The following is a 22594-nucleotide window of genomic DNA, read 5'->3' on the forward strand; positions in this document are numbered from 1 at the left end:
TCCTCAACTATCCTTTATCTGATTGTTTTAAAACAACTTGATAGACTTTCTTAGTCCACTCTTCTAAGTCTTCTCCAGCATAGTCAAGATAATGCACCCTATCTTGTATTTTAGTTGGAATAATATTTTCAAATTGGCTCTTATTATGAGTTGGAATAATACAAATATACAACTCACTAAATAAATTCAACATGTCCTTAATTTTTGCAACATGGTAGCCATCAAAAATATAACCAGTAACTTTAATCAAATCTGTATAGATAAAATGAAAACTCACTCCAGGAATAAACTTGTCTTGTAATTCTTTCTCTGAAGGAGCTCGACCTAATAAACGCTCCATCGCTAATCGATAACCAGAACTTGTATTTGACCACCCTAACATGACATAGTCAAAATAATCTATCGGATCCGATGCAGCATTTCTACTATCCAAAACCAACTCCTCAGCATCTCGCCCAAAGGCTTTCACAGCAGATAAGAGCTGACCTGTTTTAAAGATAGAAATCGCTGCATCTATAGTCGTAGTATGACTACAGTAGTCCGAAGTCACTAACCTCTTATGTAGATCATAAGTCGAGGCTACTCTTTTATCTGTAGGGGTAAATGGTGGCAGAAAGGGATGCTGATAGATGTAATCTAAAATTTCTTTTTTTAAACAAAAATCAGCACACTCAATACTTGTTTGACGTTTATGAAGTTTTTCGTAAGCTATAAATTTAGCAATTTTTTCTAATTCCCACTCTTGAATATTTGGATAATCAATTAGTGATAAGTAGTATATTCCATCCCATTGTAAACTATATTCCCCATTATAAATTTTTAAAATCATCTAATCACCTCACTCCATTATACAACAAAAAGGAGGCGCAGACCTCCTTTTATAAACTTATATCTAAAATTTAATATTCATTTCTGCCATTTCAGATATATCTATTGAAAATACACTCTCTTCAGCGAATTTTCTCTTATTTTCTATCCAATGTCCGAAGTGCCGCCTGATAGGTTTGCTCCATCAGCATGGTAATGGTCATAGGACCTACACCTCCAGGGACTGGCGTAATATGGCTAACAAGTGGGGCAACTGCCTCATAATCCACATCCCCACAGAGCTTACCATTTTCATCTCGGTTCATCCCAACGTCAATGACTACCGCACCGGGTTTCACAAAGTCAGCAGTAACAAACTTGGCGCGACCGATTGCTACTACAAGAATATCCGCTTTTGCAGCCACCTTAGCGAGATTATGGGTGCGTGAGTGAGTCAAGGTCACTGTAGCATTCTTTGCCAAAAGAAGCTGGGCCATGGGCTTTCCAACGATATTGGAACGACCAATAACAACTGCATTTTTACCTTCCAAGTCAATCCCATATTCATGAAACATTTCCATAATCCCTGCAGGTGTGGAAGGAATCATGACTGGATGTCCAGACCAAAGACGTCCCATATTTAGGGGATGGAAACCATCCACATCCTTTTCTGGGTCAATGGCTAGTAAAACCGCCTCTTCATCGATATGTTTTGGTAATGGTAACTGAACCAAAATCCCATGCCAAGCTGGATCTTGATTGTATTTATCAATCAAGTCTAACAATTCCTCTTGACTAATGGTCTCTGGAACTCGCACAACTTCACTACGGAAACCAGCCGCAAGAGCTGACCTCTCCTTGTTGCGAACATAGACTTGGCTGGCTGGATTGTCCCCAACCAAAATCACTACCAAACCAGGCACTAGACCTGTTTCTTCCTTTAATTTTGCAGTCTTTTCAGCCAACTGCCCCTGCAATTTGGCCGCTAAAGCTTTCCCATCAATAATCTGTGTCATATCACTTCTCTTTTCTTTCAAATATCTTCCATTATACCAAAAACTGCCAGCACCCTCTAACACTTCTTTCCTAGGCTATCCTATAGTTTCAAACTATAAGAAAAAGCTCTAGTCGAGCTTTTCACTAATCTTGTCTTGAAATTTTAAAATAGATTATAAAACCTTACTCAAGAAATCTTTAGTCCGTTGTTCTTGGGTTTGTTCAAAAATCTGTTCTGGTGTTCCATCTTCAACAACCACACCGTCTGCCATAAAGATGACACGATCTGCCACCTCACGGGCAAATCCCATTTCATGTGTTACGATAACCATGGTCATTCCTGACTTGGCAAGGTCTTGCATAACAGCCAATACCTCACCTACCATCTCAGGGTCCAAGGCTGAAGTTGGCTCATCAAAGAGCAAAACATCAGGTTCCATGGCCAACCCACGCGCGATGGCAATCCGTTGTTGTTGCCCACCTGACAAACTCTGTGGATAAGCATCTGCCTTATCTGGCAAACCAACTTTTTCCAAAAGCTCTCTGGCTCTCTTCTCAGCAACAGCCTTGCTTTCACCTTTGGTCTTGATAGGTGACAAGGTGATATTTTCCATCACAGTCATATTAGGAAAGAGATTAAATTGTTGGAAAACCATGCCCATCTTCTCACGCATGGCAAAGAGGTCATTCTTCTTGTCCGTAATATCGACTCCCTCAAAGATAACCTTCCCTTTAGTTGCTTCTTCCAACAAATTCATAGAGCGAAGCAAGGTAGATTTCCCGCTCCCCGAAGGACCGATGATAACGACAACTTCTCCTCTTTTAATCTCGAGGTTGATGCCCTTCAATACTTCATTCTTTCCAAATGATTTATGTAAATTTTCAATTTTTATCAAGGTTTCTGTCATTATTTCTTATCTCCTTGTCCCATACGTTTTTCAAAAGCTTTCAAGGCTACGGTCAAAATAGAGGTCATAATCAAGTAGTAAAAGGCTGCAAATAAAAGTGGTGTCAAAGGCAAATAGGTTGTTGTAGAAACTGTTGTAGCCCCATTCCACAACTCCATAACACCGATAGCTGATAAGAGGGAGCTGTCCTTGATAATGGTGATAAATTCGTTCCCCAATGCTGGCAAAATATTTTTGATTGCTTGTGGCAAAATCACATACCGCATCGCATTTTTAGGACGAATCCCTAGCGAATAAGCCGCCTCTAGCTGACCTTTTGGAACCGCATTGATTCCAGCACGAACAGTCTCAGAGACATAAGCACCACTGTTCATAGAGATAATCAAAATCCCTGGAATCAGACGAGAAAGGTCAACACCCAAAATTCCAACCTGAATAGTCGGAGCATTGATGTGCATAAGGGCAAAGGCAATCATAATCTGGACCATCATCGGTGTCCCACGGAAAATCCAAACGTACAAGTTGGCGAGCCAAACAAACGGTTTAAACTTTGAACGTTGCCCAAAAGCCAAGACAACACCCAAAATAGTTCCCAAAAAGACAACACAGATAGAAATGAGAACCGTCACGACAGTCCCATAGTTAAAATAAGGTAAATACTTAGGTAAAAAAGAAAAATTCATAGTCACACTGCTTTCTAAAATAGAGTACTGTATGATTATAACATGTATTGAATTAAAATTCAAACCTTTTATCCAATTTATTTAAAAATCTTTAAACTAGCAGAATTAGCGAGAAATCTTAGTTTTTTCTAGTCAAGTTGGCCTCCTTTATGGTAAAATAGTAACGATAAGAAATGAAGGAGAATCAAAATGGAATCACATTTGGTTAGAATCATCAACCGCCTTGAAGCAATGGCAAAAGACGGCGGAAATTTAAAACGTAATTTTGAACGCGAAGGAGTTGTTGTTGCAGAAGTTGCATACAGCCACGACGAAGAAAACGGGTCAATCTTTACCCTTCGTGATGTCGAAGCTCGCGAAACTTATACGTTTGACAGCATTGACTTGATTGCAATGGAGATTTACGAACTCCTTTACTAATACAAAACAAGCTGGGATTACACCCTGCATGTCTAACCAAAATCCTTTTTGTCTCACAAATAGGATTTTTTTATAGTCCAAATTCAAAAAAATTTTCATTGTAACAACTTCTCAAAGCTGTAATCTTTTTACTTGCTTTACACCCCAATCCTGTTATAATGAGAGTATAGAAATTTGACTATTATTGACCTTTGGACAGGTCAAGCTAAAGAAAGAAATGAGGTAGATGTATGCTTTGTCAAAACTGTAAAATTAACGACTCAACAATTCATCTTTACACCAATCTCAATGGAAAACAAAAACAAATTGACCTCTGTCAAAACTGCTACAAGATTATCAAGACTGATCCTAATAACAGTCTCTTTAAAGGCATGACGGATCTGAACAATCGTGACTTCGATCCCTTTGGTGATTTTTTCAATGATCTAAACAATTTCAGACCTTCTAGCAATACTCCTCCTATTCCCCCAACCCAATCAGGTGGAGGTTACGGTGGAAACGGCGGTTATGGTTCCCAAAATCGTGGTTCTGCTCAAACTCCACCACCAAGCCAAGAAAAAGGCCTGCTAGAAGAATTTGGTATCAACGTAACTGAGATTGCCCGTCGTGGAGACATTGACCCCGTTATTGGGCGCGACGATGAGATTATCCGTGTCATCGAGATTCTCAATCGTAGAACCAAGAATAATCCTGTTCTTATTGGCGAACCAGGTGTCGGAAAAACGGCCGTTGTCGAAGGCCTAGCTCAGAAAATCGTTGATGGCGATGTTCCACATAAACTCCAAGGTAAACAAGTCATCCGTCTGGATGTGGTTAGCTTAGTTCAAGGAACGGGTATTCGTGGACAATTTGAAGAACGCATGCAAAAACTCATGGAAGAAATTCGCAAACGTGAGGATATTATCCTCTTTATCGATGAAATCCATGAAATTGTTGGTGCAGGTTCTGCGAGTGATGGTAATATGGACGCAGGAAATATCCTCAAGCCAGCCCTTGCTCGTGGAGAACTGCAACTGGTCGGTGCTACTACCCTCAATGAATACCGTATCATTGAAAAGGATGCTGCCTTAGAGCGTCGTATGCAGCCTGTTAAAGTCGATGAACCAACGGTGGACGAAACAATCACTATTCTCAAAGGGATTCAAAAGAAATACGAAGACTACCACCACGTTCAATATACTGATGCTGCAATTGAAGCAGCTGCAACTCTTTCCAATCGTTATATTCAAGACCGCTTCTTACCTGACAAGGCCATTGACCTCCTAGATGAAGCAGGTTCTAAGATGAACTTGACCTTGAATTTTGTGGATCCTAAAGTCATTGATCAGCGCTTGATTGAGGCTGAAAATCTCAAATCTCAAGCTACACGAGAAGAAGATTTTGAGAAGGCTGCCTATTTCCGCGACCAGATTGCCAAGTATAAGGAAATGCAAAAGAAAAAAGTCACAGACCAAGATACACCTATCATAAGCGAGAAAACTATTGAGCACATTATCGAGCAGAAAACCAACATCCCTGTTGGTGATTTGAAAGAGAAAGAACAATCTCAACTCATCCATCTAGCCGAAGATCTCAAGTCTCATGTTATTGGCCAAGATGATGCTGTCGATAAGATTGCCAAGGCTATTCGCCGTAATCGTGTCGGTCTCGGTACGCCTAACCGCCCAATCGGAAGCTTCCTCTTCGTCGGACCAACTGGGGTCGGTAAGACAGAACTTTCCAAACAATTAGCTATCGAACTCTTTGGTTCTGCTGATAGCATGATTCGCTTTGACATGAGCGAATACATGGAAAAACACAGCGTTGCTAAGTTAGTCGGTTCCCCTCCAGGTTATGTCGGCTACGATGAAGCTGGACAATTAACTGAAAAAGTCCGCCGTAATCCCTACTCTCTTATTCTCTTAGATGAAGTAGAAAAAGCCCATCCAGATGTCATGCATATGTTCCTTCAGGTCTTGGATGATGGGCGTTTGACAGATGGACAAGGACATACCGTCAGCTTCAAGGATGCCATCATTATCATGACTTCAAATGCAGGTACAGGTAAGGCTGAAGCCAGCGTTGGTTTTGGGGCTGCTCGCGAAGGACGTACCAACTCAGTTCTCGGTGAACTCGGCAACTTCTTTAGCCCAGAATTTATGAACCGTTTTGACGGCATCATCGAGTTCAAAGCTCTCAGCAAGGATAATCTCCTTCAAATCGTCGAGCTCATGCTAGCTGATGTTAACAAGCGACTCTCCAGCAACAACATTCATTTAGATGTAACGGACAAGGTCAAGGAAAAATTGGTTGACCTCGGCTATGATCCAAAAATGGGGGCGCGCCCACTCCGCCGTACTATTCAAGACTATATTGAGGACGCAATCACTGACTACTACCTTGAAAATCCAAGCGAAAAAGACCTCAAGGCAGTTATGACCAGCAAGGGCAAGATTCAAATTAAGTCTGCCAAAAAAGCTGAAGTAAAAACTTCTGAAACAGAAAAATAAATACTATATAAAAGGAGTAGAAAATGAAATGTTTCTGCTTCTTTTTTACTAAAATAACTGTAATTTCTTGACAGCTCGGACTTTCTCCATTATGATAATAATAACGATACTAGATAATGAGGAAAATGCAATGGCAAACCCAACTTTCGGAGAAAAAAAAGCGAATACAGACTATATTTCACGTTACGGTGTATATGCAGTTATCCCTGACGCTGAACAAAAGCAAATTGTTCTTGTTCAAGCACCTAATGGTGCTTGGTTCTTACCAGGTGGCGAAATTGAAGCAGGTGAAAACCATCAGGAAGCCCTAAAACGTGAATTGATTGAAGAACTTGGATTCACTGCTGAAATTGGTACCTATTACGGACAAGCTGACGAATATTTCTACTCTCGTCACCGTGATACCTACTACTACAATCCTGCCTACCTCTATGAAGCGACTTCTTTCAAAGAAGTGCAAAAGCCACTAGAAGACTTTAATCATATTGCTTGGTTCCCTATTGATGAGGCTATTGAAAATCTTAAACGTGGTAGCCATAAATGGGCCATCCAATCTTGGAAAAAACAGCATAAGATTGGCTAATACTCTTCGAAAATCTCTTCAAACCACGTCAGCGTCGCCTTACCGTAGATATGGTCACTGACTTCGTCAGTCTTATCTACAACCTCAAAACTGTGTTTTGAGCAGCCTACGGCTAGCTTCCTAGTTTGCTCTTTGATTTTCATTGAGTATAAATCAAGCGACTTTATTCAAAAAGTGCTATAATAGAATTAGAAAATCGGAGGAAATATTATGAAGCTTATCAATACGACAAACTCACACTCGCAACTTGTAAAAAGTCAGCTAGAAAGTACCGATGCAACCCTTGTTGAGGTTTATTCTGCAGGGAATACAGATGTTATTTTCACCCAAGCGCCGCTTCACTATGAAATCCTCATCTCAAATAAACACCGTGCTATTCGTGAGCCTGAAATCGAAACCATTCAAGAATTTTTCTTGAAACGTAAAATTGATAAGGACTCTATTGATGAAGCCAATATCAAGACACTCTACTCAGAGAAATTAATTGGGATTTCTATTCCAATCAAATAAAGAAGTTGAGTAAAAACTCGATTTGAGAAAAAATCCAGTAAGTCTTTCCACAATAAAACGCATAGTAGCAAGAGTTTCTACACCTGCTATTATGCGTTTTTATCATTTTGAAATCTTTTGCTAAAGATACTACTATAGAAAAAGATTTGATTCTGTTTCTCACACAATCAAATCTTTTTCTTTTATTAAAAACGAATCGTTTCACGTGTTTTCTCATATGAGGTAACAAAGCGATTGGTTACACCAGGCTCTGCCACTTCCAATGCTTGCGAAATCTTGTCAAATGAAGCGTGATAATCAAATTCTTTTTCAAAAATATCTAAAGCTTCGTTAAATGCTTCTTGAATGCGTTCATCAAATGAGCGATAGCGGTTAGAATATTGCAATAGTTGCTCTGTCAAGGTTGCATACTGTACAATATTATAAGTTTCCGTCTCTAAAGCTTCCATATCATTCGTTGCAATTTCAAGAACTCGGGTAACAGATTCAATGTTAATCATTTTCTGTTCTAACTCAACCATTAAATCCTCGGTATTATTGCTTGCCGTAAAGAATAACTTCAAGAAAGTTTGTGGAATACCTGGCAGATTGCGTTTTTCCATGTATCGCTTGATAGTATGGAGACGATTGACATAAACATTGGCCTTTTGACGTGCATTGATATCATCTTTCTCAATTTGTGTCAGACGCTCACTAACCGAAATTTGCTCATCTTCAATATCTTTTAGTTGAGTTTGTAAATCCTCAAGATTTTCTTCAAGAACTGAATAAGCTTGGGTTGGTTCTTCTTGATTTGAAGTTACCTCAACAATAGCTGCCTCAAAACTCTCTAATTCTGTCTGAATACGACGAACATGGCTTGCAGCTGTCTCAGGAAGTAAATAGGTCTTGCTCAAACGTGCAATATCTTCTCCCAATAAAGTATTATTCTCTTTCATATGTTGAAGGTAAGTTGGAAGAGTTGCAAGTAGATTTTCCACTACTTTCTGAGCAGCAATTTCTCGAGTAAAAATATCATACAAGGCATTGATTTCCTCTTGTGCCTGTCCATTCTCATATTCGGCATTATCCAATTCCAACTGACGAATATTCTCTTGGTTTTTCTTGAATGCTTCATAAAGCAAGTGGAAACGCGCTTCAATATCCGTTTCAACAAAATGATAATTAGCATCTAAGAGCTTACGATAACCATCTTCTAAATCTTCTAGTTGATCTGGTAGCTCTTTAGATAATGTTGTTACAATTGCTGGTATACGATCAACAATATGTGTCAAAGCCAAGATATGATTTTCAGCATTATCCAAAATCACTGCGGCTTCCACAGGGTCACCCGATGAATTCAAGGTTACAAATTGTGAAAATTCAGATTGGATATTTTCTAATTGTTTTTCAATTTCATCCAAGGCTTGACCATACTGTTCTGAATTTTCAGCAACTCTATGCTGAAGTTCCTCAAATAAATCCAAAGCATGGAGAACACGACCACTATTTTTAGATTCTTGCTTCTCTAAGTCTGCCAAAGCATTGCGAATTTCAGCAATATCTTCTTCAATCAAAGTAATTTGACTCTCAATTTGGTCAATTTGATGACTGGCCTTGAGAAAACGAAATGAATGGTTATAGCCTTCTGCTTCAAAGAGATTATTTTCAATATCGGCAAAAGAGTTGAGAGATAAATCGACCCATTTTTGATTCCATTCACGGAAAGCCACTTGACTTTGTCCAATCAAGTGCATATTTTTTACAGCTTCTACTTCATCATTTACTGGAAGATTGTATAGTTCTTCTTTTCTTTCTTCTAGCGCCTCTAATCTTCCCTCGTTTCGCTTACGTAGAAAGATTGCCACTACATAAGCCAGAACTAAAATGACTGCAATTGCAACCATTAAATAAATTAGTTGTCCATTAGACATATCAAACTCCTTTTTTACTTGAAACAATCGTAATGATTATATCATATTTTTTAGACCAAGGGAACTACTTCTCCCAATTTTTTAGACATCCAACGTGCTATAGACAGCATTTTCTTCGATAAACTCACGACGAGGTTCTACTCGATCCCCCATCAACATATCAAAGATTTTATCTGCTTCTGCAGCATCGTCCACAGAAACTCTGGCCATCAAGCGATGTTCGGGATCCATGGTTGTTTCCCATAATTGGTGATCATCCATTTCACCCAGACCTTTATAACGCTGAATGGTTGGTTTGGCACGTCCTTCACTATGGCGGGCTAAAGCTTCTTGGAGTTTAATTTCTTGATCTGCTCCTGGCTGAATATATTCTTTAATCTCGCTTCCAACCTTGACACCATAGATTGGTGGTTGGGCGATATAAACATAACCAGCTTCTAGGATTGGTTTCATATAACGATAAATCAAGGTCAAAAGAAGGGTACGAATGTGGGCTCCATCGACATCGGCATCGGTCATCAAAACGAGTTTTTGGTAACGGGCTTTCGAAACATCAAATTCTGCCCCAAATCCTGTTCCCATCGCTGTGAAAAGACTACGAATTTCTTCGTTAGCTAGAATCTTATCCATACTTGCCTTTTCAACGTTCAAAATCTTACCGCGGATTGGAAGAATTGCCTGAAATTCACGGTTACGACCCGATTTGGCTGATCCACCAGCTGAGTCTCCTTCGACGATGAAGAGTTCTGTTTCAGCAGGATTGTTAGAAGAACAGTCTGCTAGTTTACCTGGAAGGTTGGAAATTTCCAAACCAGATTTTTTACGGGTGACTTCACGCGCACGCTTGGCAGCTACACGAGCCTTAGCAGCTAAAATCCCTTTTTCCACGATACGTTTGGCAATCTGTGGATTTTCCATGAGGAAATCGGAGAAAGCATCACTGAAGAGGCGATTGGTAATCTTGACCACTTCACTATTTCCCAATTTGGTCTTGGTTTGTCCTTCAAACTGCGGATTTGGGTGTTTAACTGAGATAACTGCAGTCAGGCCTTCACGGACATCTTCCCCTGTTAAGTTGTCTTCATTATCTTTCAGTAACTTATTCTTACGTGCATAATCGTTGATAACACGTGTCAAGGCTGTACGGAAACCTTGTTCATGCGTTCCACCTTCATGGGTATGAATATTATTGGCGAAACTCATGACATTTTCATGGTAACCCGTTGTGTACTGCATGGCTACCTCAACTGTGATATCATCCATCTCACCATCTGTATAGATTGGTGTATCAAAGATAACATCCTTGTTCTCGTTGATATATTCAACGTAACTAGCAATCCCACCTTCATAATGATAGTGCTTGGTTTGTTCCAAACCTTCACGCTTATCTGTGATGGAGATTTGAAGACCGCGATTTAGAAAGGCTAACTCTTGAATCCGTTTATTTAATTTATCAAAATCAAAGGTTGTTGTTTCAGCAAAGATTTCTGGGTCTGGTGTGAAGTGAACCGTTGTTCCAGTTCTATCTGTATCTCCGACTACCTCAAGGTCTGCGACAACATGACCACGACGGTATTCTTGGTAATGAATCTTACCGTTTTTGTGGACATGAACATCTAATTGAGTGGAAAGGGCGTTAACTACTGATGACCCTACTCCGTGAAGACCACCTGAGACCTTATAGCCGCCACCGCCGAATTTTCCTCCAGCATGAAGAACCGTAAAGACTGTCTCAACAGCAGGTCGGCCTGTTTTTTCCTGAATATCGACTGGGATACCACGCCCATCATCGACAACAGTAATCGAATCATCTGGCTCAATAAAGACTTGAATATGACTGGCAAATCCTGCCAGGGCCTCATCAATTGAGTTATCAACAATTTCCCAGACTAGATGGTGAAGACCTTCTTTTGAAGTTGACCCGATATACATCCCTGGACGCATCCGAACAGCCTCTAAGCCCTCTAAAACTTGAATTTGACTGGCATCATAATCCTGTGCCTGCAGATTTTTGATTTCTTCTGTCATCTTATTCCTTTTTCTTACATGTCTAATACTTGTCTTAAATTCACGATACTGGTAAACAAGTGGGTATCCAGTCCTGCAGCTTGACCTGCTTCAATATCAATCGGCCGATCACCAATGACAAGACCAGAGCCAATCTGATATTTTTCTCTTAAATAAATCATAGACTCAGGATTTGGCTTTCTCTTAAAGCCTGAGCTAGAAGTCACTACTTCCGTAAAATAGGTTGCTATAGAAGTTTTTTCTAAAATTTCTAAGAGCTGATTATTTCGATGAGAGACCAAAAAATGACGGCCACCTTGATTTGAAATATCTTCCAATAAGTCAGAAACTCCTTCAAATAAAATCGGGTGTTCTAGCTCTCTGGCTTCATTTTCCTTGTATTTTTCTAAAAAATGCTCTAAGTTGGGAGCGAATGTCTCAATCGCAAAATCAGTAGAAACCTTTAAAGCTTGATAGACACTATCGTGGTCTTGTGTGATGCCATACAGTGCCAATGTTTCAACAAAGGCAGCTGTTGAAGTTTCATAATTATCCAGTAAAGTTCCACCTAAATCCCAGATATAATCGTGATATTTCATACCCTTCATTATAGCATTTTTTTATGAAAAAAGCGATGATTTCCCTGATTTTTCCACATGAAAAACGAGAGAATAACTCCCGTTTTACTGATTTTTACCAAAGACATCTCGATAGAGCATTCCTGTTCGTAAAGTCTCTGCGTCTCCTCCTAATTGCTCCACCAACTCGTAGGCAAAGGCAAGGGCTGTTGATGGACCTCGACTGGTTATCAAATGACCATCTACCACTACTGTTTCCTTGACGTAGTGACCATCAAGGATTTGCTCTTGAACACCGTCATAACAAGTGTACTGCTTGTTTTTCAATAGCCCTGCTTGATTGAGGGCAATTGGCGCCGCACAAATAGCTGCCAGTTTCTTCCCTTCTCGTTCGAAACTTTGCAATTCTTGCATCAAAGCCTGATTATCGCGCAAATGTGCAGAACCAGGCATCCCTCCAGGAAGGACAATCATGTCATAGTCTGATAAATCACCATCAAAAACACGATCTGCACTTACTTGGATTGCATGCGCCCCCGTCACTTGCTTTTCAAAACCAACCATATCACATGTGATATTGGCACGGCGCAAGACATCTACAACTGTCAAAGCTTCAATTTCTTCAAAGCCCTGAGCTAACATAACTGCTACTTTAACCATGATTTTCTCCTTATTTAATTTGTTTTAATACAACCTTTTTCCGTTTGAATGGGACTTTTCCGCTCTTTTCTTCAGCTAGATTAGTCTGGTAACTCATCGATAAAAGCAAGCCAACACCAATCAAATTACTGATAATAGCTGATCCCCCTTGAGAAATGAAAGGCAAGGGAATCCCAGTCAAAGGAAGTAGGCCAGTCACAGCACCGATATTCTCAAAGATGTGGAAGAGCAACATCATAATCAAACCTGTAGAAATATAGGTGTAGAACTGGTTATTTGATTTAAGAGTAATCTTCAACATACGATAAATCAGCATGAGATAAAGGGCGATAACAAGGACAGAGCCAATAAAGCCAAAATCTTCTGCAATGACCGTGAAAATCATATCCGACTCTCTAACTGGAATAAGCAGATTTGAAGCATTAAACCCTTGACCAAATAAGCCACCGCTCCCAATGGCAATCTGCCCTTGAGCCTGCTGGTAAGTCGTTGTTTGGGCAAACTCAAAGGGATTGAGCCAAGCTAAAATCCGATTGATTTGGTAGGTCGGCATTCCAATCTGGTGAAGAAAAGCTCGTCCGTCCTTGCTAATAAAGATAGCTAAGAAACCAGCAACTCCTGTTACAGCAGTCACAAATATTGGAATAATAATTTTCCAAGAAACTCCTGATAGTAAGACGATTCCTGAGAAAATGGCTACAAAAACCAAAGCCGTCCCCAAGTCACTTTGAAGTGCTAAAAGAACTAGGACTGGAATGGTAAAGACAATCATCCAAAAAATTAATAAAAAGTCCAGCGGAACTGTGCGTCTCCATTCCTTATGTTTCTTTGTAAATTGAACAATCACACGAGCCAACATGAGAATATAGGATATCTTCATAAATTCTGACGGTTGGAATAGGGTAATTCCATTTATTGATACCCAGTTTTTGGCACCCGTTGATGCAACTAGGCTTGGATTATAAAAGACGATCGGCAAGACCATGAGTCCCAAACCTAACATATATAGAAAAGGGGTCACTTTCCAAAGAAATTCTGTATTAAAGAGCATGACGATAAAACCAATCACAAGCCCCAAGGCGATCCAGGCGACCTGCTGCCCTAAAATGGGCAGAATATTGTTTGGATAATCATGACTAACAGCTATATAGATAGCCACCACGCCAATAACCAGTAGGAAAAATACTGGCAGGAGCAAACTATAATCGACTCTAGAGTCGAGAGAACGTTTCATATATACTAACCTTATACTTTCATACAATACTATTTATCAAAGTTCATTTAAAAATTTATCAATAGCCTCATCAACTTCGGATCGAGAGACGGTATTAACAGTCGCTTCTTTTGCTAGAGATGCTACTATTTGTTTGCCATATCTCTTTCCGATAATTCTCCTATCCAAAATAAGAGTTAAGGAACGCTGGTGTTCGCGTCTCATACTTCTTCCTAAAGCCTGCTTTAAACGAATAATGGCCATTGGCAACTGATAATCATAAAAGGCATTTTCCCCTTCTTGATTCAGTTCTTGATTAATCTTTTTCGTCAAGGGCTCTTGAGGATTTTGGAAAGGAAGTCTTGGTACAACTTGAATCACAAAAGGATGGCTTGAAAAATCAACTCCCTCCCAGAAACTTGCTGCACCAAGCAAGATTTGTTGTTCTCCTTTTTCAAAGCGTTTCTTCAGTTGATGAACATCACCATTTTTATACTGGGCCAAGTGGCTAACTGGAAGTAAATCCGATACTGCTAGAAGCATGTCTTTGGCAGTAAAGAGAGCCAAAATCGGTTGTTGGAAAGCTTGAACTCCCATCAGCAAATCAGCTACCTCCTTGGCATAGACTTCTAAGGAAATTTCTGTTACTAGAGGAAAATCCTTGACCAAGACCACTTCTTGATCCTGTTTTTTACCAGCTTCAATCTTAACAAATTTAGCTTCGGGATAGCCTAACAGGTCTGCCAAAGAAACTCTCTGACTAATCTCAAGAGTAGCCGACACTCCCAAGACTTGACACGAATCAGGCACTAAAGAAGATAGAAGAATACGGCCTGATTTCGTAGAAGAAATCTGAATTTTCTTTTGACCCGTTTCAGTTGCTTCAAGCCAGTAATCTCGGTCAGCTGTAAAATAGCGAACCAGCTCCTCAAAGCCTTCTACCTCTAATTCTGAAAAATACTGATGGAGATTGACCAGAGAATCTAAGATATTTTTCCTAGATTTGCCAGACTGAAATTGTTCTATCAAGTAGAGGCACTCAAAGCGAATACTTTCTAGTATTCGTTGCTGAACCTTATTTTGCTCCTCCAGTAAAGCCTTATCAAGCAAATCGATAATAGACTGGATATCGTAGGTCTCTTGAAGCAGATTTTCTAGAGACAACAAAACTTTTTGAACTTCATCAATAATCAATAAACGGTCACTGATAAATTCAGGATTATCTTCCAGTCTGGTTACAAGATAGGCATGATTGGTCACTAAAAGCTTGCAGGTCTCTGCCCTTTCTTGACTACGTTTCCAAAAATCTTCTGTTACAAATAAACTTTTAGAAGATAACTTTCCGTCATGACGAAGATCTGTTAGAAAATGTTGATAACGGTAGAGTTGCCCAATCTCATCCAAATCCCCTGTCTCTGTCTCAGTCAGCCAGACCAAGACTTGCATTTTAAAGCGTCTAAATAAGCGATTTTCATCATTTTCCTGCAAGGAACGATAAAAGGCATCCAACTTCAAATAATTTTGAGGCCCCTTTAAAGAATGAATATATGTATGAAATACTTCCTTGAGGCGTTTACCTTCTTCTTCCATGATTTGATTTTGAAGAATCTTTGTCGGAACGCTAAGGACAATCTGACGCTCTTTTACTTGGGACAAAGCGGGTAAGAGATAGCCATAAGTTTTCCCAATCCCTGTCGGCGCTTGAATCAGAGAGACAGACTCATCTTTCAATAGCAAGCCAACCTCTTTAGTAAAACTTTCTTGCTCCTCCCTCACTTCAAGGTTCAACAGAGAAATATTTTTAGAAAAATCCTGAGATAGTTTTCGTGACCCCAGAGGAGTTGCAATTTTCTTGAAATACAGTCCTTGAACTTGGACCAAATCTGAAGAACTCAGAATAGATTGGCTGCGATAAATTTCTTCAATAACCAGGTAGGACTCATATAGGAGGGCGTCAGCCATTTCCAGCAAGCGTTCCAAGAGTCCTTTAGGAAGTTGGGCCATCTTTTCCCGTAAAAAAAGGAGTAATTCTGCAGTAGCTTGGGCATCTGAAAGGGCTGTGTGGGCATGCTTTAGAGGAATTCCTAATTCTCGGCACAAAATAGGCAAGCTATATTTTTCCAGTTCAGGGAAAAAGACCTGAGCCAATTCGACCGTGTCAACACGAGGATTTCGTAGCTCATAGCCTTCAAAAAATAAATTTTCCGCCAAAAGATTGGCATCAAACTGAACATTGTGGGCTACAAAAATCCCATCCTCCACCAAGTCAAAGATTTTTCTAGCAACTTGCGAAAAATCAGGCGCTTGCGCCAGACGTTGGTCTGTCAATCCTGTCAGTTCTTTAATATGAGCATCCAAAGGTTCGTGTGGATTGACATCCGTCGTATAGTGATCAACGATTTTTCCGTCCTCAATCACAACAATTCCCACTTGGATAATTTTAGCCTTACTACCTGTGCTAGTTGCCTCTAAATCAACCACAACATAGCGATTACCAATCGTTTTCATTATAAAAAATTATACCAAAAAAAGGGCCATTTGGCACCTGCAAACATGGGATAATTTTCAAACTCAAAGAGATCACTTCCCTTAAAAAAACCATCAAACAGAGCATCCTAGCCTACTGATTTTTTAAAAATGGTGAAGAAATAAGAAAAATTGAGAGAAGAAATGTTTGCATCTTCCTTCTCTCAACTATCTATTTACTCTATTTAACCATGTCAGGATCGTAGTCATAAAATCCTGTATCAAGGAAACGGTTTTTAGGGTGAAGTTTACGCACTTCTTCATCCAGCAAGAAGGCTTGGTCATGGATAAAGTTACCCTCTTGAATCAAGCTACGCGCTTGGATAAAGAGTTTTGCAATCTCAACAAAGTTCTGACCTGGAGTGTAGAGCCCTTCTAGTTTCCAGTGAGTAAAGCCATGCTCCACCAATTCTGTCAATTTGGTCATCAAATCAAGGTCATTGTTGGCAAAGATGTGGGTACCATGATTGTCTTCAAAAATGGAATAGTGGCTCTCTGGGTCACTTGGCTCAGCCAAGAAAAGGTCACGCTTGCGAGTCTTTTCATCATCGATATGTGTAAAGTTATAGTAGTTTTGCAAGAGCGGACGTTTAGAATGATGGATAACGCTAGCTCCGTAAACCAAAACTTCAGCAGGAATTTCCAAAATCTCTGGCATTTTGAAAAGTTCTGCAGATGGAATTTCACGCGCCAAAACAGCCTCAGATGCACCAGCCTTTTGTCCCCAGAAGTTAATCTGACGACTGCTTGTCACCATGGTTGAAGCATCGTAGATAGTCTTAAAGGAATAACCATCGCGATTAACCACATAAAAGACACCTGCATCCCCAATCGTAATGTAGTCTGTCTTGATTTCTTCCAAGAAGTCCAGGAAAGGCTTGATACGATCCATCATATCTTGGTGCATGAGGGCATTGACTGCAATAATCAATTCCTTATCAGCATCATGAACCAGCTTAGCGATTTCACGCAATTGGTCATGACTAAAGGTTGTTGGCAGACGAAGGCCAAAATCTTTCTCACCAACATAGATACGGTCTACGCCAGCTTCGAGCAGTTGTTTAACTTGTTCAATACTTTCAGCAGTTGCTGTAATGATAATCTTTTCCATAAGGAAAATTATACCATATTTCTCAAAAATCAGCTATTCTTTGAAAATGAAAAGGTACTTTATTCTTTTTGTAACCTTTCTGTAATAATTCTCTGCTGAAAAAATGATAAAATAGGTATGTACTGTTAAGGAGAGAATCATGCCTGTAAGAAAATTACAATCCTATGAAGTAGACTATCAAGAAGAATTAAACCAGCAACTTCCTCATTATCAAGCTTATACACCTGAAGCACAAACTGATAGCAATCTCAAAGAAATTTTATTTTTTGTCAATATCGCTGTTTTTTGTATCTGCATTGCCATCTTTAGTTTTATCTTTTTATCATTAAAATTAACAACTGTGCTCGCCTTACCTGCAGCAATAGTATCCAGCTTACTTGTTTTAAAAGTCCAACGCTCTGTTATCAAACGAAAACTTAAAAAATAAACATATCGCCCCATATGGAGCGATATGTTTATTTTTTCTTTTTAGACGGTGTGTGGATGGCAATCTTCACTTCAAAGATTGTACCCTTGGGTTTATTATCTTTGACAGTAATGGTTCCTTTTAAAGCATCTACAATTTGCTTGGCTAGGGATAATCCTAAACCAAAACCACCTTTTTGGCGCGTTCTAGCCTTATCAACTCGATAAAAGCGGTCAAAAATTTTCTTCTTATCTTCTGTCGAAATACCGACTCCATTATCAGAAACCAGTAAATACAGATTGCGATCGGTCGCCGAGATAAGAAAATCAATTTCACCATCCTCTTCAGTATACTTGACAGCATTATCAAATAGGATAGTCATCAACTGCTTCAAGAGAAGCTGATCTGTGACAATCGTGCGATGAATACGATTTTCAAAACGGAAGACACGGTCATTTTCCGAAGCAATCATCTCATAGTTTGTGAAAGTCGTATTGAAAAAACTAGTTGGAACTTCTGCAAGCTCCGGCTTAATCCCATCATCTCTCCGAGCTAAGTTCAGCAAGTTTGTCGTCAAAAAACGCATATTTCGGACTTCTTCCAAACTCGATGCAATGCTTTCGCTCACATCCATAATGGTAGCTTCCGGCTTACGAAAGAGGGTCTCTAAGCGATTTTGCAAAACTGCAAGTGGAGTTCGTAACTCATGACTGGCATTTTCCACAAAGGACTGTTGCTTCTGCATGCTCTCAAGCAGGGGCCTAACACTGACCCTAGCTAGATAGAGACTGGCAAGCAAAGACAAAATCCAGAAACTTGCCATCACAACCACAATTAATTGCTCATGCTTTTGACTGGCCTGCTCCAACTGACTGGTATTAATCAAGACAGCGGCATACTTGATATTAGTTGAAACCGAACTGATATTCGTTTCCATCAATATCATACGATAGATTTCTTCCTGCCCATAGCTATTAAAAACCTGAATCTGGTAGATATGTCCTAGTTCTTTTTTCTCTAACTTAATCTTATCCAAGCCCAAAAATCGATTTCCAGAAAGGAGCTGGGTAAAATTCTTATCAAAAAGAATAACCTCCGTATTGGAGCTGACATTGGGTTTCACCTCAGTCTTACTAGTATCTGTAGCCGCATTCTCTAAATCTTTAATCTCTTCTGTTGCCCTATTTACTGCCAGCTGAATAACTGCTTGAGGATTTTCACTCAGTCCGTGGAGCTTATCATCCACCGAAGTATAGAGACTCGAATGCATGACTTGTAAAATAATCAAGGTCATGGTGGAGAAAATCAGAGTGAAGACACCAAAGTTGCGGATAAAATAACTAAAGTCATCTGCATACCATGTTTTTTTTAGTTTACTGAACATCTTTTAAAATATACCCAACACTGCGCAAGGTTTGTAAATTCTCTGCAAAAGTGGTTCCTTTTAATTTCTTACGGACTTTTGAAACATAGACTTCGACAACTGAAATCGTTGTATCACTATCAAATCCCCATAGACGATCAAAAATCTGCGTCTTAGGCAAAATAACATTTTGATTTTGAAGGAAATAAACTAGTAAATCGAACTCTTTCCCCAGCAATTCGACAGTAGTATCTTCAACCTTAACGGTATTTGTTGATAAATTGATGAGAATATCTCCATAAGATAGCGTATTTTCATTAAACTTACCTGAACGTTTGAGTAGGGCCTGAATCCGCATCTTGAGTTCTTCTAGGTAGAAAGGCTTGGTCAGATAATCATCCGCTCCCAGTTCAAATCCATGTCCCTTGTCATCCAAACTTTCCTTAGCGGTCATGATCAGAACTGGTGTCGTAATTCCCTTTTCACGCAATTCTTTCAAGACTTGGAAGCCATTTTTTTCAGGTAACATCAAATCGAGCAAAATCAAGTCATAGACGCCACTCTCAGCTTCGTAGAGACCTTCTTCCCCATCAAATACCTGCATGACATCCGCAAAATCGTCTAAAAAGTCAAATACTGAATTTGACAGGCCTAGGTCATCCTCAACTAATAAGATTTTTATCATGAGAAACTCCTCCTTAATAAAACCATTATACCAAATTTGCCTTAAAAAAAACTCAACTCTCTACATTTTACATGAGATAGCTGAGTTTTCTTTTTATTTTAGGCTTATTTACGCGTTTCCGTATTGAAGAACGACTGCTTCCACTGCAGCTTTTTCACGGTTAATCAAGTCAACACGCGCTGCAATTTCCTTGATTCCCATACCGATGTTACGACTAAGAGCAAGGTCAGAAAGTTGTGGCTCAAAGAATTCCTTGTACTCTGCCAAACGTTGCTGAGTCTTAAATACGTGTGCAGGAAGGATAACAAAGCTATCAAAACTCATATCTCCACCAAGAGCTGCCTTAATCCAATCCCAGTTTTCACGCGCCCAAGACCAAGCTGTTTCCTGAGTTGCTTGGTGAGCTAGGAATTGGTAATACCAAGCAGACAAGTCCTGCGGTTTCACCACAAATTTGTCCTTCCAAGCAGCAATCAAGGTTTGGATATTGTCCGCATCTTTACTATAGGCAAGAGCGGCTGCCAACTGACGTTTAAAGACAGCATCTGTTGCGTGCGTATAAGTATCAAGATAAAGTGCTAACAAGTCTTTGGTCTCATGATGTTTCATCTCATTGATCAGAACTTGTGAGCGAATGGCTGCTGGAAGTCCTGAAAGCTGATCCTTGTGAGCTTCGAAGATTTGGCTAGCGACTTGACTAGCTTCTGCATCATTTGATCGAATCATCATAGAAATAGCCAACTGACGAACCAATTCATCCTCATCTGATTCGCCATCTTTAGCTTCAAAACCAAGACGGTCATAATTATGACGAGCCAATTTAGCAACCAAGGCTTTGAAGGCTCTTTCAGCTTCTGTTCCTTCATCGATAAAGCGCTCAAGGGCAGAAATTACTTGAGAAACAGCTGAAACGACAAGGTAAGATTCTTCCTTAGCAAGCTTATCAAGAACTGGAAGCAAGTCAGCATAAGAAATGTGCCCTGCTTCAGCAAGCAAACGACGTTCTTGAACGATTTGCAGTTTACTTGTGTTATCAAGCTCAACTAGGTCAGCAAGAACAGCATCTAACAAGTCTCCTTGATAGTCTGTAATGTAGTGGGCTGTATTTTCAGTGTTGAGACGAAGTGCCGTTTTGTTTTCAGCAAGAAGAGCTGCGTAGCCAGGGATTTCGATACTTTCAGTTTCAAGTGTATCAGGCAAGCCTTTCCAGTTGCTATTGAGTGGCACAACCCAGAGACGGTTCTTGTCTTCATTCTTACCGATGAAGAATTGTTTTTGTGAAATCTTCAAAACATCATTTTCAACTTTGACAGTAAGAACTGGGTAACCAGGCTGTTCCAACCAAGAATCCATGAAGGCTGCGACATCACGGCCTGATGCTTGTCCAAGGGCATTCCAAAGGTCACGACCAATGGTGTTGCTGTATTGGTGTTTTTCAAAGTAAGCGTGCAAACCTTTAGCAAAATCAGCATCTCCTAGCCAACGGCGAAGCATGTGCATGAGACGGCTTCCTTTGGCATAGACGATAGCGCCATCAAAGAGCGTATTGATTTCATCTGGGTGTTTGACTTCGACGTGAACAGACTGAACACCATCAGTCGCGTCACGTTCAAGAGCAAGAGGTACTCCACCTGTTTGGAAATCTTCAAAGATATTCCAGCTTGGTTCAATAGCATCCACACAGACGTACTCCATCATGTTAGCAAAGCTTTCATTGAGCCAAAGGTCATCCCACCATTTCATAGTTACGAGGTTCCCAAACCATTGGTGAGCCAATTCATGGGCCACAACAAGGGCAACTTGTTGACGGCTAGCAAATGTAGAGTTCTCATCGACAACCAAGTAAACTTCACGGTAGGTCACAAGACCCCAGTTTTCCATAGCACCAGCCGAGAAGTCAGGAAGGGCGATGTGGAGAGATTGAGGGATTGGGTACTTAACTCCATAGTAATCTTCGTAAAACTCGATAGAGCGAACAGCGATGTCCAGTGAAAAATCAAGGTTAGATAGTGGGTGGGCTTTGGTTGAGTAAACACCAACAAGGGTACCGTTTTTAGTTTTAGCCGTTACACCTTGCAAATCACCCGCAACAAAGGCTAACAAGTAAGAAGACATACGAGGTGTTGTTTCAAACTTCCAGATACCTGTTTCCTCACGGTTTTCAACATCGATTTCTGGCATGTTAGACAAGGCCAATTCACCTTCTACTTGGTCAAAACGTAGAGAGAGGTCAAAAGTTGCTTTGGCTTCTGGCTCATCCACACATGGGAAGGCTTCGCGCGCAAAATGGCTCTCAAATTGAGTAGACAAGACTTCCTTCTTGACTCCATCAACTGTGTAATAAGAAGGGTAAATCCCTGTCATGTTGTCTGTGATTTTTCCTGAGAAAGCGATAACCACTTCAACTTGACCAGCCTCAGCCAATTCGATATGAAGGGCTTCATTGTCATGGTCAACAGTAAATGGGCGAGCTACCCCTGCAACTTCTACAGAAGCTATTTCCAAGTCTTTTTGATGAAGGGAAATGCGGTCACTCTGTGCTTGACCAGTGATGGTCACTTTCCCAGAAAAAGTCTTGGTCTCACGACTCAAGTCTAAAAATAAATCATAATGTTCAGGAACAAATTGCTTAATAAAATGTTCAACTGCTTGCATAGTTTTCTCCTATTCTAAGTTTAAGAGCTGCTGCTCTTCTTCAAACAAACTTATTATATCATGTTTTGTCTAAGAAAAAAG

At 40.0% G+C, this 22594-nt stretch carries 20 protein-coding genes; 5 read left to right on the forward strand and 15 right to left on the reverse strand.

What is annotated here, in order from left to right; genetic code table 11:
* Positions 1-7 precede the first annotated feature (7 nt).
* From HT725_RS00675 to HT725_RS00690, 4 genes are all read right to left on the reverse strand, one after another.
* Complete coding sequence (locus HT725_RS00675; RefSeq protein WP_173217598.1) at positions 8-829, reverse strand: phosphate ABC transporter ATPase; 822 nt, start codon at positions 827-829, stop codon at positions 8-10.
* Positions 830-965: 136 nt separating this feature from the next.
* Positions 966-1823 (reverse strand): bifunctional methylenetetrahydrofolate dehydrogenase/methenyltetrahydrofolate cyclohydrolase, encoded by an 858-nt coding sequence (locus HT725_RS00680; protein ID WP_173252872.1) that lies wholly within the window; start codon positions 1821-1823, stop codon positions 966-968.
* A gap of 153 nt (positions 1824-1976) precedes the next feature.
* A complete protein-coding gene (locus tag HT725_RS00685) occupies positions 1977-2711 on the reverse strand; it encodes an amino acid ABC transporter ATP-binding protein (protein ID WP_173252873.1) in 735 nt (244 codons plus the stop codon).
* Positions 2711-3394, reverse strand: a complete 684-nt coding sequence (locus tag HT725_RS00690) for an amino acid ABC transporter permease (protein WP_173252874.1) — start codon at positions 3392-3394, stop codon at positions 2711-2713. Before HT725_RS00690 ends, HT725_RS00685 begins: the two co-directional genes overlap by 1 nt.
* A gap of 189 nt (positions 3395-3583) precedes the next feature.
* On the opposite strand from HT725_RS00690, the gene HT725_RS00695 reads away from it, so the two are divergent.
* The 3 genes from HT725_RS00695 to HT725_RS00705 all read left to right on the forward strand — a co-directional run bounded on the left by HT725_RS00695 (position 3584) and on the right by HT725_RS00705 (position 6886).
* Positions 3584-3814, forward strand: coding sequence for a DUF1797 family protein (locus HT725_RS00695; protein ID WP_000443570.1), 231 nt, complete (start codon positions 3584-3586; stop codon positions 3812-3814).
* Between the two features lie 230 nt (positions 3815-4044).
* The gene (locus HT725_RS00700) at positions 4045-6303 is read left to right on the forward strand and encodes an ATP-dependent Clp protease ATP-binding subunit (protein WP_173252875.1); all 2259 of its coding nucleotides are present in this window, start codon (positions 4045-4047) and stop codon (positions 6301-6303) included.
* Between the two features lie 130 nt (positions 6304-6433).
* The gene (locus tag HT725_RS00705) at positions 6434-6886 is read left to right on the forward strand and encodes an NUDIX hydrolase (protein WP_173252876.1); all 453 of its coding nucleotides are present in this window, start codon (positions 6434-6436) and stop codon (positions 6884-6886) included.
* On the opposite strand, the gene HT725_RS10155 is transcribed toward HT725_RS00705, so the two are convergent.
* Positions 6883-7029: a hypothetical protein gene (locus tag HT725_RS10155; protein ID WP_000693452.1), complete on the reverse strand. Its 147-nt coding sequence runs from the start codon at positions 7027-7029 to the stop codon at positions 6883-6885. The two genes, HT725_RS00705 and HT725_RS10155, sit on opposite strands and share 4 nt — an antisense overlap.
* Positions 7030-7096: 67 nt before the next feature.
* Between HT725_RS10155 and HT725_RS00715 the strand changes: the two genes are divergently transcribed.
* Positions 7097-7396, forward strand: a complete 300-nt coding sequence (locus HT725_RS00715; RefSeq protein ID WP_000767194.1) for a DUF1827 family protein — start codon at positions 7097-7099, stop codon at positions 7394-7396.
* A gap of 185 nt (positions 7397-7581) precedes the next feature.
* Here the strand turns inward: HT725_RS00715 and ezrA are convergent, their stop codons facing one another.
* From ezrA to HT725_RS00750, 7 genes are all read right to left on the reverse strand, one after another.
* The gene (gene ezrA / locus HT725_RS00720; protein WP_173252877.1) at positions 7582-9309 is read right to left on the reverse strand and encodes a septation ring formation regulator EzrA; all 1728 of its coding nucleotides are present in this window, start codon (positions 9307-9309) and stop codon (positions 7582-7584) included.
* An 81-nt stretch (positions 9310-9390) separates the two neighbouring features.
* Complete coding sequence (gene gyrB / locus HT725_RS00725; RefSeq protein WP_173217602.1) at positions 9391-11337, reverse strand: DNA topoisomerase (ATP-hydrolyzing) subunit B; 1947 nt, start codon at positions 11335-11337, stop codon at positions 9391-9393.
* 14 nt (positions 11338-11351) lie between these two features.
* A complete protein-coding gene (locus tag HT725_RS00730; RefSeq protein ID WP_173217604.1) occupies positions 11352-11915 on the reverse strand; it encodes an HAD family hydrolase in 564 nt (187 codons plus the stop codon).
* Between the two features lie 84 nt (positions 11916-11999).
* Positions 12000-12554 (reverse strand): DJ-1 family glyoxalase III, encoded by a 555-nt coding sequence (locus HT725_RS00735; RefSeq protein WP_173252878.1) that lies wholly within the window; start codon positions 12552-12554, stop codon positions 12000-12002.
* 10 nt (positions 12555-12564) lie between these two features.
* Positions 12565-13788, reverse strand: a complete 1224-nt coding sequence (locus HT725_RS00740) for an FtsW/RodA/SpoVE family cell cycle protein (RefSeq protein WP_173252879.1) — start codon at positions 13786-13788, stop codon at positions 12565-12567.
* A gap of 36 nt (positions 13789-13824) precedes the next feature.
* Positions 13825-16275, reverse strand: a complete 2451-nt coding sequence (locus tag HT725_RS00745) for a bifunctional DnaQ family exonuclease/ATP-dependent helicase (protein WP_173252880.1) — start codon at positions 16273-16275, stop codon at positions 13825-13827.
* 199 nt (positions 16276-16474) lie between these two features.
* Positions 16475-17404, reverse strand: coding sequence for a peptidase U32 family protein (locus tag HT725_RS00750; RefSeq protein WP_173252881.1), 930 nt, complete (start codon positions 17402-17404; stop codon positions 16475-16477).
* Positions 17405-17543: 139 nt separating this feature from the next.
* Here HT725_RS00750 and HT725_RS00755 point away from each other — a divergent pair, with 139 nt between their 5' ends.
* On the forward strand, positions 17544-17831 hold the full coding sequence (locus tag HT725_RS00755) for a DUF3270 domain-containing protein (protein ID WP_050390168.1): 288 nt from the start codon (positions 17544-17546) through the stop codon (positions 17829-17831).
* Positions 17832-17859: 28 nt separating this feature from the next.
* Here the strand turns inward: HT725_RS00755 and ciaH are convergent, their stop codons facing one another.
* The 3 genes from ciaH to HT725_RS00770 all read right to left on the reverse strand — a co-directional run bounded on the left by ciaH (position 17860) and on the right by HT725_RS00770 (position 22513).
* A complete protein-coding gene (ciaH, locus tag HT725_RS00760) occupies positions 17860-19194 on the reverse strand; it encodes a two-component system sensor histidine kinase CiaH (protein ID WP_173252882.1) in 1335 nt (444 codons plus the stop codon).
* Entirely contained in the window at positions 19184-19858 is a 675-nt protein-coding gene (ciaR, locus tag HT725_RS00765) for a two-component system response regulator CiaR (RefSeq protein ID WP_000590628.1), read from the reverse strand. The genes ciaH and ciaR overlap by 11 nt, the downstream gene beginning before the upstream one ends.
* A gap of 108 nt (positions 19859-19966) precedes the next feature.
* Positions 19967-22513 (reverse strand): M1 family metallopeptidase, encoded by a 2547-nt coding sequence (locus HT725_RS00770; RefSeq protein ID WP_173252883.1) that lies wholly within the window; start codon positions 22511-22513, stop codon positions 19967-19969.
* Between the last annotated feature and the right edge of the window lie 81 nt (positions 22514-22594).

This window comes from Streptococcus sp. 2579, assembly GCF_013277195.1.
Lineage (GTDB): Bacteria > Bacillota > Bacilli > Lactobacillales > Streptococcaceae > Streptococcus.

Coding starts and splice junctions, on each gene's coding strand:
- ezrA (WP_173252877.1), bottom strand. CDS start 9,309: ATGTCTAATGGACAACTAATTTATTTAATGGTTGCAATTGCAGTCATT.
- ciaH (WP_173252882.1), bottom strand. CDS start 19,194: ATGTTCAGTAAACTAAAAAAAACATGGTATGCAGATGACTTTAGTTAT.
- HT725_RS00770 (WP_173252883.1), bottom strand. CDS start 22,513: ATGCAAGCAGTTGAACATTTTATTAAGCAATTTGTTCCTGAACATTAT.
- HT725_RS00695 (WP_000443570.1), top strand. CDS start 3,584: ATGGAATCACATTTGGTTAGAATCATCAACCGCCTTGAAGCAATGGCA.
- HT725_RS00680 (WP_173252872.1), bottom strand. CDS start 1,823: ATGACACAGATTATTGATGGGAAAGCTTTAGCGGCCAAATTGCAGGGG.
- HT725_RS00740 (WP_173252879.1), bottom strand. CDS start 13,788: ATGAAACGTTCTCTCGACTCTAGAGTCGATTATAGTTTGCTCCTGCCA.
- HT725_RS00685 (WP_173252873.1), bottom strand. CDS start 2,711: ATGACAGAAACCTTGATAAAAATTGAAAATTTACATAAATCATTTGGA.
- HT725_RS00705 (WP_173252876.1), top strand. CDS start 6,434: ATGGCAAACCCAACTTTCGGAGAAAAAAAAGCGAATACAGACTATATT.
- HT725_RS00730 (WP_173217604.1), bottom strand. CDS start 11,915: ATGAAATATCACGATTATATCTGGGATTTAGGTGGAACTTTACTGGAT.
- HT725_RS00745 (WP_173252880.1), bottom strand. CDS start 16,275: ATGAAAACGATTGGTAATCGCTATGTTGTGGTTGATTTAGAGGCAACT.
- HT725_RS00715 (WP_000767194.1), top strand. CDS start 7,097: ATGAAGCTTATCAATACGACAAACTCACACTCGCAACTTGTAAAAAGT.
- HT725_RS00755 (WP_050390168.1), top strand. CDS start 17,544: ATGCCTGTAAGAAAATTACAATCCTATGAAGTAGACTATCAAGAAGAA.
- HT725_RS00750 (WP_173252881.1), bottom strand. CDS start 17,404: ATGGAAAAGATTATCATTACAGCAACTGCTGAAAGTATTGAACAAGTT.
- HT725_RS00700 (WP_173252875.1), top strand. CDS start 4,045: ATGCTTTGTCAAAACTGTAAAATTAACGACTCAACAATTCATCTTTAC.
- HT725_RS00735 (WP_173252878.1), bottom strand. CDS start 12,554: ATGGTTAAAGTAGCAGTTATGTTAGCTCAGGGCTTTGAAGAAATTGAA.
- HT725_RS00690 (WP_173252874.1), bottom strand. CDS start 3,394: ATGAATTTTTCTTTTTTACCTAAGTATTTACCTTATTTTAACTATGGG.
- HT725_RS00675 (WP_173217598.1), bottom strand. CDS start 829: ATGATTTTAAAAATTTATAATGGGGAATATAGTTTACAATGGGATGGA.
- gyrB (WP_173217602.1), bottom strand. CDS start 11,337: ATGACAGAAGAAATCAAAAATCTGCAGGCACAGGATTATGATGCCAGT.
- ciaR (WP_000590628.1), bottom strand. CDS start 19,858: ATGATAAAAATCTTATTAGTTGAGGATGACCTAGGCCTGTCAAATTCA.
- HT725_RS10155 (WP_000693452.1), bottom strand. CDS start 7,029: ATGAAAATCAAAGAGCAAACTAGGAAGCTAGCCGTAGGCTGCTCAAAA.